At 42.0% G+C, this 17,150-nt stretch carries 8 protein-coding genes and 1 tRNA gene; 4 read left to right on the top strand and 5 right to left on the bottom strand.

Features of this window, described 5'->3' with window-relative positions; translation table 11 throughout:
* Nucleotides 1-302: 302 nt before the first annotated feature.
* The 3 genes from ACI2IW_RS10375 to ACI2IW_RS10365 form a co-directional block, all read right to left on the bottom strand.
* Nucleotides 303-378, bottom strand: a tRNA-Arg gene (locus ACI2IW_RS10375).
* A 73-nt stretch (nucleotides 379-451) separates the two neighbouring features.
* Nucleotides 452-1,258, bottom strand: a complete 807-nt coding sequence (locus ACI2IW_RS10370) for a hypothetical protein (protein ID WP_404693600.1) — start codon at nucleotides 1,256-1,258, stop codon at nucleotides 452-454.
* A gap of 66 nt (nucleotides 1,259-1,324) precedes the next feature.
* Entirely contained in the window at nucleotides 1,325-1,849 is a 525-nt protein-coding gene (locus ACI2IW_RS10365; protein ID WP_404693599.1) for a hypothetical protein, read from the bottom strand.
* Nucleotides 1,850-2,289: 440 nt separating this feature from the next.
* Between ACI2IW_RS10365 and ACI2IW_RS10360 the strand changes: the two genes are divergently transcribed.
* From ACI2IW_RS10360 to recD, 3 genes are all read left to right on the top strand, one after another.
* A complete protein-coding gene (locus tag ACI2IW_RS10360) occupies nucleotides 2,290-6,783 on the top strand; it encodes an exodeoxyribonuclease V subunit gamma (protein WP_404693598.1) in 4,494 nt (1,497 codons plus the stop codon).
* Between the two features lie 76 nt (nucleotides 6,784-6,859).
* On the top strand, nucleotides 6,860-11,401 hold the full coding sequence (locus ACI2IW_RS10355; protein ID WP_404693597.1) for a UvrD-helicase domain-containing protein: 4,542 nt from the start codon (nucleotides 6,860-6,862) through the stop codon (nucleotides 11,399-11,401).
* A 74-nt stretch (nucleotides 11,402-11,475) separates the two neighbouring features.
* Nucleotides 11,476-13,686 (top strand): exodeoxyribonuclease V subunit alpha, encoded by a 2,211-nt coding sequence (gene recD, locus ACI2IW_RS10350; protein ID WP_404693596.1) that lies wholly within the window; start codon nucleotides 11,476-11,478, stop codon nucleotides 13,684-13,686.
* A gap of 105 nt (nucleotides 13,687-13,791) precedes the next feature.
* Here the strand turns inward: recD and ACI2IW_RS10345 are convergent, their stop codons facing one another.
* Both ACI2IW_RS10345 and ACI2IW_RS10340 read right to left on the bottom strand, forming a co-directional pair.
* Nucleotides 13,792-14,355 carry a hypoxanthine-guanine phosphoribosyltransferase gene (locus ACI2IW_RS10345; RefSeq protein WP_057760160.1) on the bottom strand — a complete coding sequence of 188 codons (564 nt, stop codon included), beginning with the start codon at nucleotides 14,353-14,355 and terminating at the stop codon, nucleotides 13,792-13,794.
* A gap of 96 nt (nucleotides 14,356-14,451) precedes the next feature.
* Nucleotides 14,452-15,126: a hypothetical protein gene (locus ACI2IW_RS10340; protein ID WP_404693595.1), complete on the bottom strand. Its 675-nt coding sequence runs from the start codon at nucleotides 15,124-15,126 to the stop codon at nucleotides 14,452-14,454.
* A 302-nt stretch (nucleotides 15,127-15,428) separates the two neighbouring features.
* On the opposite strand from ACI2IW_RS10340, the gene ACI2IW_RS10335 reads away from it, so the two are divergent.
* Nucleotides 15,429-17,111 carry a carbon starvation protein A gene (locus ACI2IW_RS10335; protein WP_191113583.1) on the top strand — a complete coding sequence of 561 codons (1,683 nt, stop codon included), beginning with the start codon at nucleotides 15,429-15,431 and terminating at the stop codon, nucleotides 17,109-17,111.
* The last annotated feature ends 39 nt before the right edge of the window (nucleotides 17,112-17,150 follow it).

The raw sequence follows: 17,150 nt of genomic DNA, 5'->3' as shown, positions 1-17,150 counted from the left end.
TAGATAGTTAGCTATTATCGATATTGCAAACACCATAAAAAATCACCTTAACTTGAAAAGTTAGGGTGATTTTTTTATCTATGCATTAATATAAAACTATAGGGTCTGTATGGTCGCTTGTTTTGGTGGTGAGTTAGTCAACGCCTTGATAATTTCAGATATTTTAAAGGTATTCTAAGAGGTGTTAGTCGATGCCTCTATCATTAAGGTATGGAAGGTCAGGGTGTATTATAGACACGCAATAAAAAACCCTTGTAGCGTAAGGCTTACAAGGGTTAATCGGTGCTTAAAATTATATTTGATGGTGCGCCCACCAAGACTCGAACTCGGATCGATCGCTTAGGAGGCAACTGCTCTATCCTGTTGAGCTATAGGCGCATTATGGAGTGACATTGTAGAAAAAAGCAGTCATAAAAGCAATCAACAAAAGATAAATAAAGACAATTTATCCTTACTCACCATTGCTAAGCGCGTCAGTGACATCTACAGCATGATCACCTGATGCATTTTTCGCCTGTGAGTTTGGTTTAAATAAGTCATTTACACTGTTCTTATAACCACTAATGTTCTCATAATCATATTTTTTTAGTATATCTTGACCTGTGCTCGATAGTAAAAAATTACGGAAGTTAATAGCAGTTGTATCGTCTGTCAGGATGACACCTTCAAGCGCTTGTTCATCTTTTAGCGCATAGTTAAAGGGATTTAGAGTGTGTATCTTTTTATCTTTATTATGCGTACTATTATCACTATTTTTATCAGCTGCATCATTTGTACCAGAACCCTCGATACTTTGCTGACTTTGACCATTTCTATCTTGTGCCTGTTGCAATTCTGACTGTAGGAGTGATACCCGTTCTGTAGATAGGCTATCGTCATTAGTAATAATCATATCTGTATCAAAAACGAAGTCAGAGAGTTTGTCTTTGGTAGAACCATTACTTGGTACTGTAAGAAGGTCGTGAGAGGGGACATAGCTCGCTAGCACTTGCACGTGCGGATAACGAGATTCAAAGCTCACAATGATATCGTCCAAAGGTATCTGTAACTTCTCCTCTGCTCGAATGTATAAAACACTGGCAGCAATCTCTCTTGATTCATCACCTTTCGTACTAGGGTCTGCTTCACTTTCACTTGCCATGATTGGCAATGGGTCTGTGTTTTTGCGATTACTGGTCCACAACCAAATAAAGACCGCGATAAAGATTGTGAGCAGTAGCATGATTAGCCCAGCCAGCAGTAGTTTGTAGTCTTTCATATATTACTGCTCTTTTATTATTAGTTGATTCATAACAACGTTTATATACAGGGTAGTATCTAGCTTTTAAAGCTTTTGTTCTAGTACTTCATCGGTTAATTCAGCCAACATGTCTGCAAAAATATCCGTATTTGCAGAAGGGGGAGATACTTGTTCTTCATTAACTTCACCACTTTCATCAGTATGACCATTGGTTTGGCGATTTATTAGAGAATCAGGTTGGTTGTTTAATACCTTGGCAGGCGTAGTAGTTTGATGCGCTGCTAACGGCGATTCACCAGTTAACAATCTGTCTTTTAACCATCTAAACCCATGTGCCTCCCACCATGCTTCAAAACGCGGCAACGTGCTACCACGTACTGCTACAGGTAGATCTAGCGTTCTCAATTTCTGCGCAAGGATAGGGTCGCTGATAGCTTGATGGATGCTCAAATAAAGTGAGCTACTATCATTCGTATAGGGTCGTCTGTTTTGCCATGATCTATCATCAATTTTCATACGCGGCAGTTGCCACAACTCACCGCGATAATACACGACGTATAAGCGTTGTTTTGGATGGACAAAAATGGCATCAATGGGACGCAATGGCATAATATTAAGTAATCCCGTCAATAGAAAGTGTTATTTAGATACAGGTTGTAAAGGCCAATTTAAAAACCACAATGAGGTTATTTCATTGTAAATATGAATGATAGTATAAAACGACACTAAATGTCGCAAGCTTATTATAATATCGGCATCTACACTAGTAAACGATAACCATCAATGGCACACTGATAGCAAATTTGGCAAGTCAACGTTATCAATGGATATGTAGAGTTTGCTACTATGATTGTTTTTGTTTATGGCCCTCATGCTAGCAGAAATGCATCATAGTAACGACCATCAAACATGGATTGATGAGTATCGATTTTTGTTTTGTCTAGATATTTTATGGTGTTTTTGACATTGGATACAGACATCTCATCTACAAGTGAAGCCTTTTTTATTAATCCTAATATCTCACCTTTATTGCAATCAGATTATTGTCTATGTTCACTATTATTCAGTCGCACCGTACCGAAAACCTCGTTGATCAATTGCTTGTACAATACCAGTCCAAGGATCAGCCGGTTTTTGAACCCTTCATTGTCATTGTACCGTCAATGGTATTGGGTGATTGGTTGGACAAAACTATTGCTAGCCGTGCTGGTATTAGTACCTTGGTGCGTACTAAATTTTGGGGTCAGTATCAATGGACACTGATGCAAGATGTATTAACCCGCCATAATGCATACTTACTGGCGCAAAACCCTGAAGCGACAACTCTAAATGTACCCGAAGTGGCGGTGTTATCACCGACAGTAATGCAGTGGCGATTGTTTGGGTATTTGACTTATTATCAAGAGACAATCGTTGCAGATGAAAAGCATCCAGTTCATCCATTGTTAGCGTCTTTGATTGATGACCCACAGGCAAGCGCTCAACAAGACAGCTTACAACAGGATAAGGCGCAACAAGATGCTCGCATTTGGCAGCTGGCAAGCGATTTGGCTAGGGTGTTTAACCGCTATTTGACTCACCGTGAGGATTGGTTGGCATTATGGTCGCAAAACAAGCCGTTGAACGTAAGTGAGTTGATAGCGGATAAAGACGCCTTATCCCTGCGCTTTGATAAGTATGCGCGCGGCACGCCTGAGTGGTTGGTCGACCATTATGTTGAGTTAGAAATTTCCCAACGTTTTTTATGGTCGCATTTATTTGCTGATGTTCATCTACACCGTGTGGCACTGGAGCGTGCGTTCTGGTCAGCTTTAAAAGGCAACAAAGCGAATGAGCGTGATCAGTTGCCCAAAGTACTGCGTATATTTACCATTCAGCAACTGCCACAGACCGAGTTAGACTTTCTACAGAGTCTGTCGCAATACATGAATATCACGCTATTGCATTACAATCCATCAAAGCTGTTTTGGGCAGATATCGTTGATAAATCATGGTTACAACGCCAGCAGATTATCAACCCTGAGAGTGTGTTTTTGCGTGATTATGGTCACAGCTTGCTATCGCGTTTGGGCAAGCAGTCGCGCGATGCGTTTGCGATGCTTGCCAATTTATCAGGTAATGAGCAATACGACGATGCGCTAGTCGAATGGCAAGATAATTTCGACGATACACTGAGCATTGGTTCTAATCATGAGGTTGCTGCTGAGTATATTGATGATGCTAGTAATACTCAAAATAGTCCAAGTTTATTAAGGCGTTTGCAAAACGATGTGCTGATGCTTGATGAGCAATCTACTCAGCAAGCAACGGCTGCTACAGTCTCACAAGCGGTAAGTAAGCAACTAGAGTCAAGCTTTGATGAAGCTAAGCCAGTAACGGCTTGGTATGAAGATGAAGCGTTAGAGAATAAGCGTTTTGAGAAAGACCGTTTTTGGGCAATCTCTTCCCAAGATAATAGCCTAAGCATTCATTCGTGTCATAGTTTGCAGCGTCAGCTTGAAGTATTACGTATTATGATTGGTCGTTGGCTAAATGAACCTATCAAACTAGGTGAAAAGAAACGCCATATCTCCGACATTGTTGTACTGCTACCTGATGTTGAACGGCATCATGCATTGATTGGCTCTATCTTCGTCAATGGTAAAGGTCAAGACGGTTTGACCTTGCCTGCTAAAGTGACTGGTGTTGTTGATGCCGATATTCGCCAGTTATGGGAAGCCATTATCGGTTTTTACAAACTATTGGGTAGTCATAGCGCTCGTTTTGAAGCGGCTGAAGTCTTAGACTGGTTGATGTTACCGCCCTTGTTTGAAAGCTTTGGACTGACTCATGAGCAAATGAGCCGTGGCTGTGATTTATTGGTAGAGGCGGGGTTTATTCGCGGTTTTGACGAGCTTCATCTTAAGCAAACTTTAGACAGCAATGATTACGACTATCGCTTTAGCTTTGCACAGGCATTAGACAGATTGACCCTAGGTCTGGTCATGCCAGAGGCTGAGTTGAGCGACTGCTTATATGATCTAAATGACGATGAATGGCCAAGCACTGCGTTACCAGAAATGACCTTGCCATTGCCACAAGTGAGCCTAAATGATGCGTTGATTGTTGAAGCACTTTGTCGTATTTACACGGGCTTGGTTGCACGACGTGATGATCATACACAAAAAATGAAAGCGGAAGATTGGCTTGATCAGATTGAGACACAAGTTATCCATCGCTACTTTGGCGATGTGGACCAAACGCGTACCATGCGCGCCATCTACAATGCGATGAATGGCTTTAAATCAAGTCTGCGAGCCAATCGTCACTATAGGCAGTACGCTAGTGGTGATATCGATAACAGAGAAGTAGAGCAGAGGCTGGCAGGTGTGGAGCAATTGCCACTCAAGCTGAGCTTTATGCTAGACAGTATCGAAAACGAGCTTGAAAGTCAGCAAGTCAGTGCGGAGCCGACGGGGGTTATTACTTTTGGTCGATTCGGTGCACTAAGAAACGTGCCGTTCGAGCTAGTGGTGATGCTTAATATGGATCTCTCTGAGTTTCCTGGGCGTGACCGTGATAACCGCTATGATTTGATGAAAGCGACCAATGCACGCCGTGGTGACAGAGTTAGTGAAGATGATGACAACGGCGCATTTTTAGATGCGCTACTGTGCGCGCGCAGTGCATGCTGGATGTTCTACAATGGCCAAAGCTTGACGGATACCCATGAGCATTTGCCAGCCAACCCAGTGAGCGAGCTATTGCAGTTTTTGCAAGGCGAGGTGCAATGGCAGGTGAACTCGCTTGAGACATTACCCGAGAATATTGATCCCACCACCGAGAGTCTCAAGCACTATTTGCCTAAATTGATTAAACAGTGGTTGGTGACTGAGCATCCTGCACTACCTTTTCATGAGAGTCTGTTTGAGACAGAAATTGAAGGCATTGATGTTTCTGAGCAAGTGTCTCCTGATATTGATGACAATGCTAATGCCAACGTTAATATCAATGCTCAGGATGCAAGCCCTGTTGATATGATTGATGAACTGGATGCTTTATTAAATACAGCGATGCGTAAAACCAAACTGGCTCAGAAAAAGCAGTTTCCGCCTGCGCCCCTTTGGCAAGCGGTGTTTGACACATTGAAAGGGCGAGTATCTAGTGAGCCTATGCAACTGGTCGGCTTACCTACAAAAGTACAGTATGAGTCAATCGCTCAAGTTCTTGGTCAAGGCTTGGGACAGCTAGGTCAAGTAGACAATCAAACCTTGTCTGCATTGGTCGAACTATTGGCGCTAGATACGGTTGTTGATGCTAACGATGTCAATAACATGACAGAGGTGCTCATCCAAGTGTTATCTGATAGCGTATTTAACATCGGAGAGATAGATATTGAAGGGGCATTGGCTTACCAAGTGCGTCATCCTGCCAAAGCATTCTTACGGTCTCAAAAGGTGCATGTGGTACAAGGTGAAGAAGCACTATCACATCAAGAGCCGCTATTCTTAGACAGTTTAACTACCTATCAAATCAAAGATCATTTGATTAAACAGTTGGTTGCTGATGAGAATAAGAAAAATGATAGTAATGCAGCGGATGAAACTACCACTCCAATTCTGATGTATCAAAAAATTATGCCCGCTGGTGTCGCTCGCCAAACCACGCTACCCAATCAACAGAAGAAACTGCAACAGCAATGTTTAGAGTTCAAAGAGCAGTTAATGGCTAATGGCTTTGACGAAAGCAGTATTCTCAACGAGAGTACGGCAGATATCAGTAGTGTATTACAGCTACTGACCCCAACCGCCGAATATCCTGTTCAGATAGAGCTAAAAAATATACTGAATAACACTGATAATGATTCAAAAGACCAGACAGATATAGAGGGTGCAGAGACACTGCTTAAACTGTTGCCAAAAATCATTAAGATCAAAGGCTCAGTACCAATATTAGCACCCATATCAATTATTCAGGCGGGCGTGCCTTATGCTCAGCAATCCCCCAAGCAGTGGTTAAATATATTGCCCAATTCTGCCAGTCCTAGGCATTTACTTAAGTTTTGGTTATCACATTTATATTGGCAAGTGGCCAGACGTACCACCGCTCAGCAAGTGGCATTAAGTGATGGCGTGAGTATTTGGCGTTTTAATAAGCCTAGCTCACAAGTCAAAAAGTATGACAAAGTAATCGCATTTAAACTAAGCCCCATTGTCTATGAAGACGCTGTTATTGAGCTGATAAAATGGGCGATTTTTTCCAAGTTATCTGGGCAAGTGCCTATTACGTTATTACCAGAGTATGCACTGAATTACCTTGATAAGTGCCTAAAATCTGAAGATAGTGAAGGCGGCAGTTATTGGCCAAAACGAGCAGACTTTTCAGATTGGTTACGGTCTGGCTATCATACAGACACAGTATATGATACTTGCTCTCAGCATGCCATTTGGCAATATGTACTACGTGATCAAGATGGATTTAAGGCTTTGTCAGACGCGTTGACCACCTTGGCGCGACCATTGTACGAGCCGATGTTTACTGCGTTAATTGACTTAGATGGCTAGCCCATTATCTAGAACAGCCTCTAATTAATTTTTGCTATTTTGTTTTAATAAATAATAATTAAAAGTATGCGCCCATATGACAGACTTGACCAATCCAACCAATATCATTGAACTTTCTACACAGCCACATTTATTCGATGAGCACTCAGATGCGCCTCACTCAGATCCTATGAGTGAGCGTCAGGCTGATGTGATACCAGCAGTTGATGTTGACCTAACGGGCAAGCACCTGATTGAAGCCTCAGCTGGTACTGGTAAAACTTGGACGCTAACAGGCATTGTATTGCGCCTGCTAATTGAAGCACGACGTGCGCCAGAGCAAATTATTGCTACTACCTTTACGCGAGCCGCTGCCGCTGAGATGCGTCAGCGTATTCATGATCGTTTGGTGGATTTTTATCAATTATTGCAGTGGGTTAATAGCCTAAGTGCTGATGCTGGCAATAAAGAGAGTCTCTATCCCAACATATTGCAAGTCATGCCTGAGGGTAATAAAGACGCACAAGCAGGCAGTAATTCAGACGTAGACGCAAACGTTGAGACAGATATTGACGATTTAAATCAAGACCTTGCTGCTGATAAGCAAGCGGCGGCAGAGAAACGTAAACAAGCAAAAAAAGACCGCGAAGATTGGCTGGTTAATCAGGCCAAATATGTGCGCTTAGATGGCATCATGCAAGATCCTATTAACTTGCATCTCGTCGGCTATTTGCTAGATCACGTGTACAGTTACCCCATGGCGGAAGCTATTAGGCGTACGGCACTGGTACTAACCACATTGGATAAGCTGTTTGTAGGCACGCTCGATAGCTTGGCGCAAAAATGGCTGACGGAGTACAGTAGCGAAACTGGTCACCAGCAGGGTATGGGGATTATTGAAGACAGCAGTATTGAACAGGTGACTGACAGTATTATCCATGATGAGCTGCGTCAGTTTCAGAGCCGATTATATTATGAGCAGCCTAAACTTTACGCGCTAATGGATCAGCAAGATAAGCTGACTGCAGTTGGCGATCATAAGAAATATGTGACTCGCTCGCTTAATTTTATCTCTGCGCCGATTGATGAGATAAGGATTGAGAAAGGCTTTGACTTTGATGCATACGAAAAACTAATTAATGAGTTTTCTCAGTTAGATTTAGTAGATATCCAGCCTTATTTAAATCCTGATTATAGAAAGTCTCAAGGATTCCGTGGTGGTTCTAATTTAACCAAACAGTTTGATGCCATTATCGAGGTGCATCAAAAGATATCGCAGTATCAGCTGACCTTTAATAGCTATTTAAATGAGAGCGAAAACAAGATTTTGACATCATTGCAGGATTCTAGATATCCCGATGAAGATGGTAAAATTAAGAACTTTAATAAGAATAAAGAAAAAGAGCATCAGACACTTTTTGAGCTAGAGAGCATTAGCAAGTTAATGGCTCTCTTAGACATGCTTGATAGTTTGAATCAGCATATTTTGTTGGTATTGGCCAATCTTAACCGTCATATTGTGCTGGCTGTGCGCAATAGGCTACCAGTCATTTTGGAAGAGCGCGGCGAGACGACCTTTAGTTTGCAGATGGTACGCTTAAACCAAGCATTAACTGGCCGCCAAGGAGATAAGCTGGCGCGTTATATTCGTCATCATTATCCTGTGGCATTGATTGACGAGTCGCAAGATATCAATGGCGAGCAAGCCATTATGATTGAAAGCATCTATTTGCCAAAGAATAAGCGTAAACAGTTGGACAGTGACAAGCAGGCAACCACTAAGAAAGCCAATCATGAGTTTCTGCTATTGGTTGGTGATCCCAAACAGGCTATTTATGGGTTTCGTGGTGGCGATGTGGCCAACTACAACTATATGAAATCCCAATTTGATAAAAGTGCCCTTTGGACACTTGATATCAATCGCCGTTCAAACGCCGGTGTGATTAACGCATTGAACTGCTGGTTTGGCATGGCTGATGCCACAACTGCTGAGAATAAGCTGTCGCAGCTGGGTACTGGGATTCACTATCAACATATCAAAGCAGCAAAACCGGAATATGAGCTGTCTTGGTTTAATGAGTCAGATAGGCTAGATAACGTATTGGTGACAGAGGTTCTCTCTGCTCAGCCAGTGAGCTTGTTGCATCTGCCTTATGATAAGGACAAAGAGTTTGATTACGACGAGCATGAAATCACAGCTCGCCATATAGTCACTTTGCTTAATAGTGGTCAGACACTTAAAGGTAAGCCGATACAGCCGAGTGATATTGGGGTGCTGGCACGTGCCAAAAAAGATCTGAAAAGGGTCGAAGATGAGCTAGTGAAACTTAATGTGCCGACTTTGACTACTAGTGATGTCAGTATCTTTGAGACTATTATGGCAGAAGATGTGGCGGCATTGCTGAGTGCCATGCTATACCCGTATCGTCATGACATGATTAATCGGGTATTGACAAGTCATCTATATGGACTGAGTATCAAAAACATCAAAGCCATGATGACGGACCATGAGTCAGGCGTTACTGAGGGCAGTAGTACGCCAAGCGCCCATTCACAAAACTCTAATTCGAAAGACCTCCCAGCCAATGAAGCTACTGATACTAAAAAAAGCTATCAAGACTTTATTACCTATCTAAAAGAAGGGGCACAGCGTTGGCAGCACTTTGGCATATTATCGGCGCTACATTATTTATTAGATAAAAGCCCTGTGCAGCCGCAAGGCGTATGGCAGGCCCTAGCTGCTCATCCAGAAGGTGATCGTCATATCATGGACTTGCGTCATGTAATGGACATCTTGGCGCAGTATGGTCTAGGCATGGGTGAATATGAGCTACTAGCTTGGTTCAGACAGCAGATAGATACAGCACCCAACAGTGATTGGGCTAAGCAATATCCGCTACCGACAGAGTCTGGTGTGCAATTGATGACTATTCATAAGTCAAAAGGGCTTGAGTTCCCTATTGTCTATGTATTGGGAATGGGTGACGCCAGTAGGAAGTCTGGCAATAAGGAAGACTATGGGCTGTATCTATATAACGCGCAACAAGCGCCTTCAGCGCTAGTGCGGCAGTCGATAGAAGTACAGCAGTCGACAGATAATCAATTAACGGGTAATCAGCGCCGTTTCTCACCATTGCAAGGCTCTGCCACGGATGAGGGTTACTACACCGATATCGAAACACAGGAAGGTTTTGATGAGATAAGGCGGCTTGGCTATGTGGCCTTTACTCGGGCTAGTGAGCAGCTTTATGTTGTTTTGCGAGATCCGAGTAACAAGACAGGGTTTGAGCTAAAGCCAGTTTTTTATTGGTTCGAGTCTGAAGAGGCCAAGTTTGAATTGCCTGATAGGCTCAAAGGTACCATAGGCATGCTCAGAGGGCATAAAGTTAATGAGTTTTATGACAGTAATTACGCAAGCATTGATGCTCAATCAGCAGGCGTAAATGACAATGTTCAGATGACTGCTACCAAGTTAAATGTTCATAAGCCTACAACAGAGGCTATTGAGTACGCGCCCTTTGCTGAGGTGATGAAAACCAATTATTTTTATGGCTGGGCCAAGACCAGTTTTACCGCCTTAGCGCGTCAGCTAGATGAATCTACACAAGCAATGGCGATAGTGGATGAGCGTATTGATGATGCGATAGATATTGATATGACAGAGTCTTCTGTTTCAGACCTTTCTTCACTGAATAGCAAAGAGTCTCTCGAACAAGACAGTGAACTAAGCCTCAAGGTAGAAGATGATATCCGCTTTACCTTTGTAAAAGGTGCCAATGCCGGTACGTTTTTGCATGAGATATTTGAACAAATCGATTTCACTAATAAAGCCCAGTGGCATCAGGTTATTGATAGAGCGATTAATAGCTATCAGTTGCCGCTGATATATAGCAGTGCGGAACAGCAGAGCCGCAGATCCCAAGGCAAAAAACAAAGAGATAGTGATGGGTTTGATCTTGAGTCAATAGATACAACCAAGCATGAGGCATTAGTTAATTGGATTGAAGAGGTGCTGCATGCGCCACTGTTGGCTTCCAATCAACCCTTGATTGCTCTTGATAAAGGTAAGCGATTTGCCGAGTTAGAGTTCAACATGGGATTGTCAGAGAATTTCAAAGCACAGGATATTAGTCAACTTTTTCAACGGTATTTACCTGACGAGACAGATAAACACGTCACTCTAGTGCCACAAAATAAAGCACATCTATATCGTTATTTGCGTGGTGAGATTGACTTGGTGTATGAGCATGCTGGCAAGTATTATGTGGTCGATTATAAGAGTAACTTTCTAGGAAATAGCCTAAGCGATTATAATGAAGATACGCTCAAGAAAGCAATGTCCAAGGCGGGGTACTGGCTACAAGCAGCAATCTATCAAGTAGCATTACATCGGTTCCTTGCTATGAGAATCAGTGATTATACGGGTAACGAAGATAAGTACTTAGGCGCTGTAGAGTACGTGTTTTTACGCGGTGTGTATGACCCGAATGCTCAAGCAGCTACTATGTCTACATCGCAAGATAGGGCTCAGTCTAACCACGATAGCTTGAGCAGTAATAGTTGCTATGGATTGGTTACTTGGGATATTCCCATCGCCTTTATTAAAGGTCTAGATGCATTGTTTGGCCTGCCGGATTAATAAACCTTATATAGCAACTAGGTAGATAAAAATTGTTATAGCAGTTAATCAGATTAATAAGAGATAAATATACGATGAGTAATAATAACAATAAAAGTAAGTCAGCCATTAGCTTACAAGAGAGCTGGGCCAGTAACATCAGCGATTATATTTTGCTGCGTCGTCAGCAAACACATGTAGCATATGACGCGAAAGATGCAAATATGAATGATGAGAGCAAAAGAATCAATAAGTCGGAAAACAATGACTTATTTACTGCTCTATTCGTTATTTTAGCGGCTCATTTGGAAGAGGGGCATACTGTATTAACTGTCGATACGGCCGATCATGAAGCTCCCATGCAAGGTCAGATTAATGGGGAAATAGTCACATTATATGCATGGCAGCAGCAATTATTAGAGATACTAGCAACACCAATTTTTGCGCTGATTGATACTCAGATAAAAACGCAAATAGACACGCAATCAAACGATGATACTACAACGGAGATATCGCTATTTGTATTACTAGACACTTTGTTTGGTCAGCGAGATTACCTGTGGGCGCAGCTAGCACTGAGTAATCATGAAAAAGAGACGTTGATCAAACGTTTTAATGCGATAACTACGTTATATCATCGCTTGAAAAATAGCGACTTAAATACTTTCGTTCATTCAATCCATGAGCATGCTTTATTTGCTAACGTTGAGGCAAATACTAATTATAACAACTATCAAAATAGCCTAAGCAAAAATAATCAACCGATTATTTACAACATAGCTAAAAGTGAACAAACTCGAAGTTCAAAAATCACATTTTGGTTACACCGTGCTTGGCAAGCAGAGTTTAATTTAGCAAAAAATATCAACAATATCTTAAATCAGCAAGTAAGTCCTTTACAGATAGCAATACCTGAAAACCTTCATGAGCACCAAGTGAAGGCAATCAATGTCGCTAATAATAATGCGTTTAGTATTATTACTGGTGGTCCAGGCACAGGTAAAACATATACCGTGGCTCAATTGGTCATTGCGCTGCAGCAAGCGACAGAGAGTGGGGGGGATGGGGCTGAGCATATTCGATTCAGTACGGACAGTGCCAGTTTGGCATTGGCCGCACCGACGGGTAAGGCTGCCCAACGTATGCAAGAGTCTCTGCAGGCGGCTTTAGATGACGCAAATGTAGAGTTGCAGTTGCAAGAGGCAAAAACCATCCATCGTCTACTAGGTATCGGTCGAACGGGTAGACCGCGCTACGATGCCAACAACCCACTCGGTGAAGATATTATCATCGTTGATGAGGCATCTATGCTCGGAGTCGAGTTGGCCAATTACCTTGTGAGCGCTGTAAAGCCAGGTGCTAGGCTGATATTATTAGGCGATGCTAATCAGTTAGCAGCCGTCGATGCAGGAGCAGTATTGGCTGATCTATGCCGTATTCCACTATTGCAACCCATACACGCAGAGCTAACAGAGAGCCGCCGATTTAGCGCCGAGTCAGGTATCGGTAAACTGGCCACTCAAATCAATAAAGCAGAGGCAAATCTTCAAGCTATTTGGCAATTATTAAGGCAAGACGCTGCTTTGAGTTTTCAATATGTTAATACGTTACAAGCAGAGTCTATATTAAATAATAATATAGAAAATAGCCTAAGCAAAGAAAAAGCTATTTCAAGAATCTCTAGTAATTACCAATCATACGTAAGTAGAATTGAAAATTTACTAGAAAATCCGATAGAAAAATCCATGCCAGAATTAATTAAAAATACTACCTCTTCGTTAATGGAAGTATTTAATCAATTTAGAATCCTCACTGCTGGCCATAATGGTGAATGGGGCGACCACTATATCAATAACTACCTCACTCAATGGCATCTTGCTGAGTTAAAGTTACCATTGGGACAAAACACGTGGTTCCATGGACGTCCTGTTATGGTGCTACAAAACAACTATGAGCTTGGGCTATTTAATGGGGATATCGGTTTCTGCTTACAAACATCAGATGAAAGGAGCCAATTAGAAGTATTCTTTGAAAATAAGACACAAGGGATAGCTGTTAATTTGCTAAATGAAGAGGTGATAGCCACGGCATATGCAATGACTATTCATAAGTCACAAGGATCCGAATTTGATCATGTTGCTATTACTTTCGATAACAGCCATGCAAGATTGCTGAGCAAAGAGCTTATCTATACGGCAGTGACTCGTGCTAAGAAGCAGGTAACGATATATAGTACCAAACACGCTTTAGAAAAAGCGGTTCAAACACCAACTGAACGCCATACTGGTTTGGCATTACAGTTTTAACGATTCATTCAAGTTGTTGTTGGCGCAATAAGTCAGCACAATAAAAAAGCATCCAAATTGGATGCTTTTTTAGGATTTAACTATTTTAATCAATTAAGTTTAGAATTAAACTTTGTCTTCTTTGATTGCATAGATACCTGGCAGGTGACGCAAGTAACCATGGAAATCCATACCACAACCGTAAACATAACGATCTGCAACATCAATACCCACAAAATCTACGTCAAAATCTGCAACTTTGCGATCATGTTGCTTGTTAAGCAAGACACAAGACTCAAGTGATAGAGGCTTTTCTTTACTTAATTCTTCAACAACTGCTTTTAGGGTAATACCTTCGTCAAAGATGTCGTCGATTAACAATACGTGCTCACCTTCGATACTAACATCAGGCTTGAATTTCCAATCAAGCTCGTTAGTACCTTCGTTATCGCGATAACGAGTCGCATGAATATAGTGCATGCGATGGTAGAACGTAAGATGTGTCAGTAGTTGACCAGCTGGAATCAATCCGCCGTTCATCACGACCATAACAATTGGGTTTAGACCAGCATAATGTAGATTGAGCTGAGCGGCCAAACGCTCATAAGCAGCAGCTACTTCGATACTGCTAATAAGGCACTCTGAGTTGCGTAAGGTTTTTTCAATTTCTTGGTTACTGATTTGGGTCATCGGGTGCGCCTTTGGTAAAAAGTGCCGCTTATTTTAGCAAATTTTAGTGAATTTGCCCAACGTCATATGACTTTTGGGACAAAATTAATCCAACTTTTAGGGTTGTTCTGGCTTTTCTATAATAAATGGGCGGTAATAATTGGCCAATCTATTCAATGAGTCATTTGGTAGGTCAGGTAATAGCTTATTAAGTGCCATACTCATGCCTTTATCAATTGCCGATTTGGCAACTGGAACTGACTTACGCTTGATCATGCCTAGCTTTAATGTCTCGGCATAACGACTGATGAAGTGGGTCAATGTTTCTTCGTTCATGGTTTCGAGTGCCGTTTTAAATTTGGCTCTATCTACATGCTCAGGCGTGATAGCAGCAAACCCTTCAGTGATGGTATTGGCGTCTTTTTCTGATAGTTTAAAGCCAACACGTTTAATGCCTTCATTATCAATAAAGGTTGCATGATCTCTTAGAAAATGAAAACTTGGTAATACGTCTTTGTTGTTTTCTTTACCTAGTAAGATATTGAGCAAAGTATCTGTCGCACGTTCAATCGTTCCAACAATTTTACGCATAGAGGCTTGGCGCTCAGGGTTCGGAATAATATCTACCAAACCAACCAATAAATTATCAGTAAGATCACGCGCTGTCTGATGCGTAAGGGCATCGCGATAAGGGTAGTACTCTACATTCTCATTTGAAGCAACGACTTGTTCGGCCTCACTGATTAAAGCTTTTAGTTTATCTGAGGGTGCGAATCCAAAATAATGTGCCATTGCACTTCCTTTATTTGTTGTTTTTTATGTCTTACTTGCGTTACATTTATCACCAAATCGGTTATTATTCAAACAAAGTTTTAGTCTCAGGCTCATCAAACCAAATGCTGATTAGTGACATGCCCTAGTTATAAGATAAATGACTTTGTTGATTGGTAATAATTTTGCAAATTGCTAGAATTTACCTAAACGATAGATGAGTTGAGTCACTCATCGCACACTAATTTAGCATATTTTTCATATTTTAATTCAAAAAGCTTGAACTTATAAGGCTATTGACTACTTGTCTAGGGAGAGATGAGATGAATAGTGCTATTGTACTACTATTCGCCGTTGCCGCTATGCTCTGCGGCTACGTGTTTTATTCAAAATTTATCGCCACCAAAATTTTAGCATTGGACAACAGCCGTCCTACACCCGCACATACGATGAAAGATGGGATCGATTATGTTCCTACAAATAAGTATGTATTGTGGGGGCATCACTTCACGTCAGTGGCAGGGGCTGCACCAATTATCGGTCCTGCGATTGCGGTTATTTGGGGCTGGGTGCCTGCTATTATTTGGGTAGTGGTAGGTACTATCTTTATGGCTGGCGTACATGATATGTCTGCTATTTGGGCAAGTATGCGTAATAGAGGTCAGTCGATTGGCTCTATCGCTGGTACTGTCATGGGCACACGTGTCCGCAGCTTGATGATGGTTGTTATCTTCTTATTACTACTGATGGTTAATGCTGTATTTGGCGTAGCTATTGCCAATATGATGATCAAGACGCCATCTGCGGTATTGCCAGTTTGGGGTGCCTTAGTGGTTGCCTTTATCATCGGACAGTGTATCTATCGCTACAACATGAATTTGGTCTGGGTGTCCATTATCGGGGTAACTGCCTTGTACGGGCTTATCTATCTTGGCCCTATGTTCCCGATTGTATTACCTGAAACCGTCATGGGTTTGCCTGATAACGCAGTATGGATCTTGATCTTGTTCGCCTATGCGGCGATTGCATCGTTGTTGCCTGTATGGATGCTACTTCAACCTCGTGATTATATTAATGGCTTACAGTTATTTGTCGGTTTGATTTTATTATATGCCGCTATTTTTATCGGCACGCCTAATATTGTCGCGCCAGCCGTTAACACTGCATTACCAGCGGATACACCGTCACTTCTACCATTATTGTTTGTGACAATTGCTTGTGGTGCCATATCAGGTTTCCATGGTTTGGTTGCAACAGGGACCACTTCTAAGCAGATTGATAAAGAAGAAGACGTTCGTTTCGTTGGTTACTTCGGTGCATTGGGTGAGGGTATGCTAGCGCTTGGAGCAATCCTTGCAGCAACCGCAGGTTTTGCGACTCTTGGTGACTGGCAAGCGGTCTATCAAAAGTTTGGTGATGGCTCTATCGGTGCGTTCATCGATGGCGGTGCAACCATATTGAATGCCGGCGTTGGCATCGACATGGTGCTATCACAGACGATGCTTACGGTAATGGCTGCATTGTTTGCTGGTACGACGATGGATACTGGCGTACGTTTACAGCGTTACATCTTCCAAGAATTTGGTGAATTTTATAATTTACCCGTACTCAATAAGAGTGTCGTTGCAACGTTACTTGCTGTCGGAAGCTGTTTGTTATTAGCGTTCGGTGCTGGTGGTATCGATGGCGCGGGCGGTATGATTATTTGGCCGCTATTTGGTACGACCAACCAGTTAATGGCCGCCTTAACCTTGATGATCGTTACCATTATCTTGTTACGTAAGGGCAAGCCAGTTTGGTACACCTTAGCACCATTGTCGTTCTTGTTGGTTATGACTGTCTTTGCACTATTGATTCAGCTCAAAACCTTCTTTACTGATGGTAATTGGCTACTTATTATTATGGATATTATTATCTTAATCGCGACCATTTTGGTGACGTTTGAGAGTTTGTCTGTACTACGCAAAGAGTGGTCACTACATAAAGGTAAAAACGGTGAGGTTTAAACGTTAAACCATATTGAGTGTCTGTTTAATAAAAAACGC

Origin of the sequence: Psychrobacter sp. NPDC078501, from assembly GCF_044900935.1 — a bacterium.
In the GTDB taxonomy this organism is placed as follows: Bacteria; Pseudomonadota; Gammaproteobacteria; order Pseudomonadales; family Moraxellaceae; genus Psychrobacter.
This window is presented reverse-complemented; position numbering and strand designations above follow the sequence as displayed.

Bases quoted from the DNA above. Each gene is read 5' to 3' on its own strand.
- ACI2IW_RS10345 (WP_057760160.1), bottom strand. From the start codon at position 14,355: ATGACCCAAATCAGTAACCAAGAAATTGAAAAAACCTTACGCAACTCA.
- ACI2IW_RS10360 (WP_404693598.1), top strand. From the start codon at position 2,290: ATGTTCACTATTATTCAGTCGCACCGTACCGAAAACCTCGTTGATCAA.
- ACI2IW_RS10335 (WP_191113583.1), top strand. From the start codon at position 15,429: ATGAATAGTGCTATTGTACTACTATTCGCCGTTGCCGCTATGCTCTGC.
- ACI2IW_RS10340 (WP_404693595.1), bottom strand. From the start codon at position 15,126: ATGGCACATTATTTTGGATTCGCACCCTCAGATAAACTAAAAGCTTTA.
- recD (WP_404693596.1), top strand. From the start codon at position 11,476: ATGAGTAATAATAACAATAAAAGTAAGTCAGCCATTAGCTTACAAGAG.
- ACI2IW_RS10365 (WP_404693599.1), bottom strand. From the start codon at position 1,849: ATGCCATTGCGTCCCATTGATGCCATTTTTGTCCATCCAAAACAACGC.
- ACI2IW_RS10370 (WP_404693600.1), bottom strand. From the start codon at position 1,258: ATGAAAGACTACAAACTACTGCTGGCTGGGCTAATCATGCTACTGCTC.
- ACI2IW_RS10355 (WP_404693597.1), top strand. From the start codon at position 6,860: ATGACAGACTTGACCAATCCAACCAATATCATTGAACTTTCTACACAG.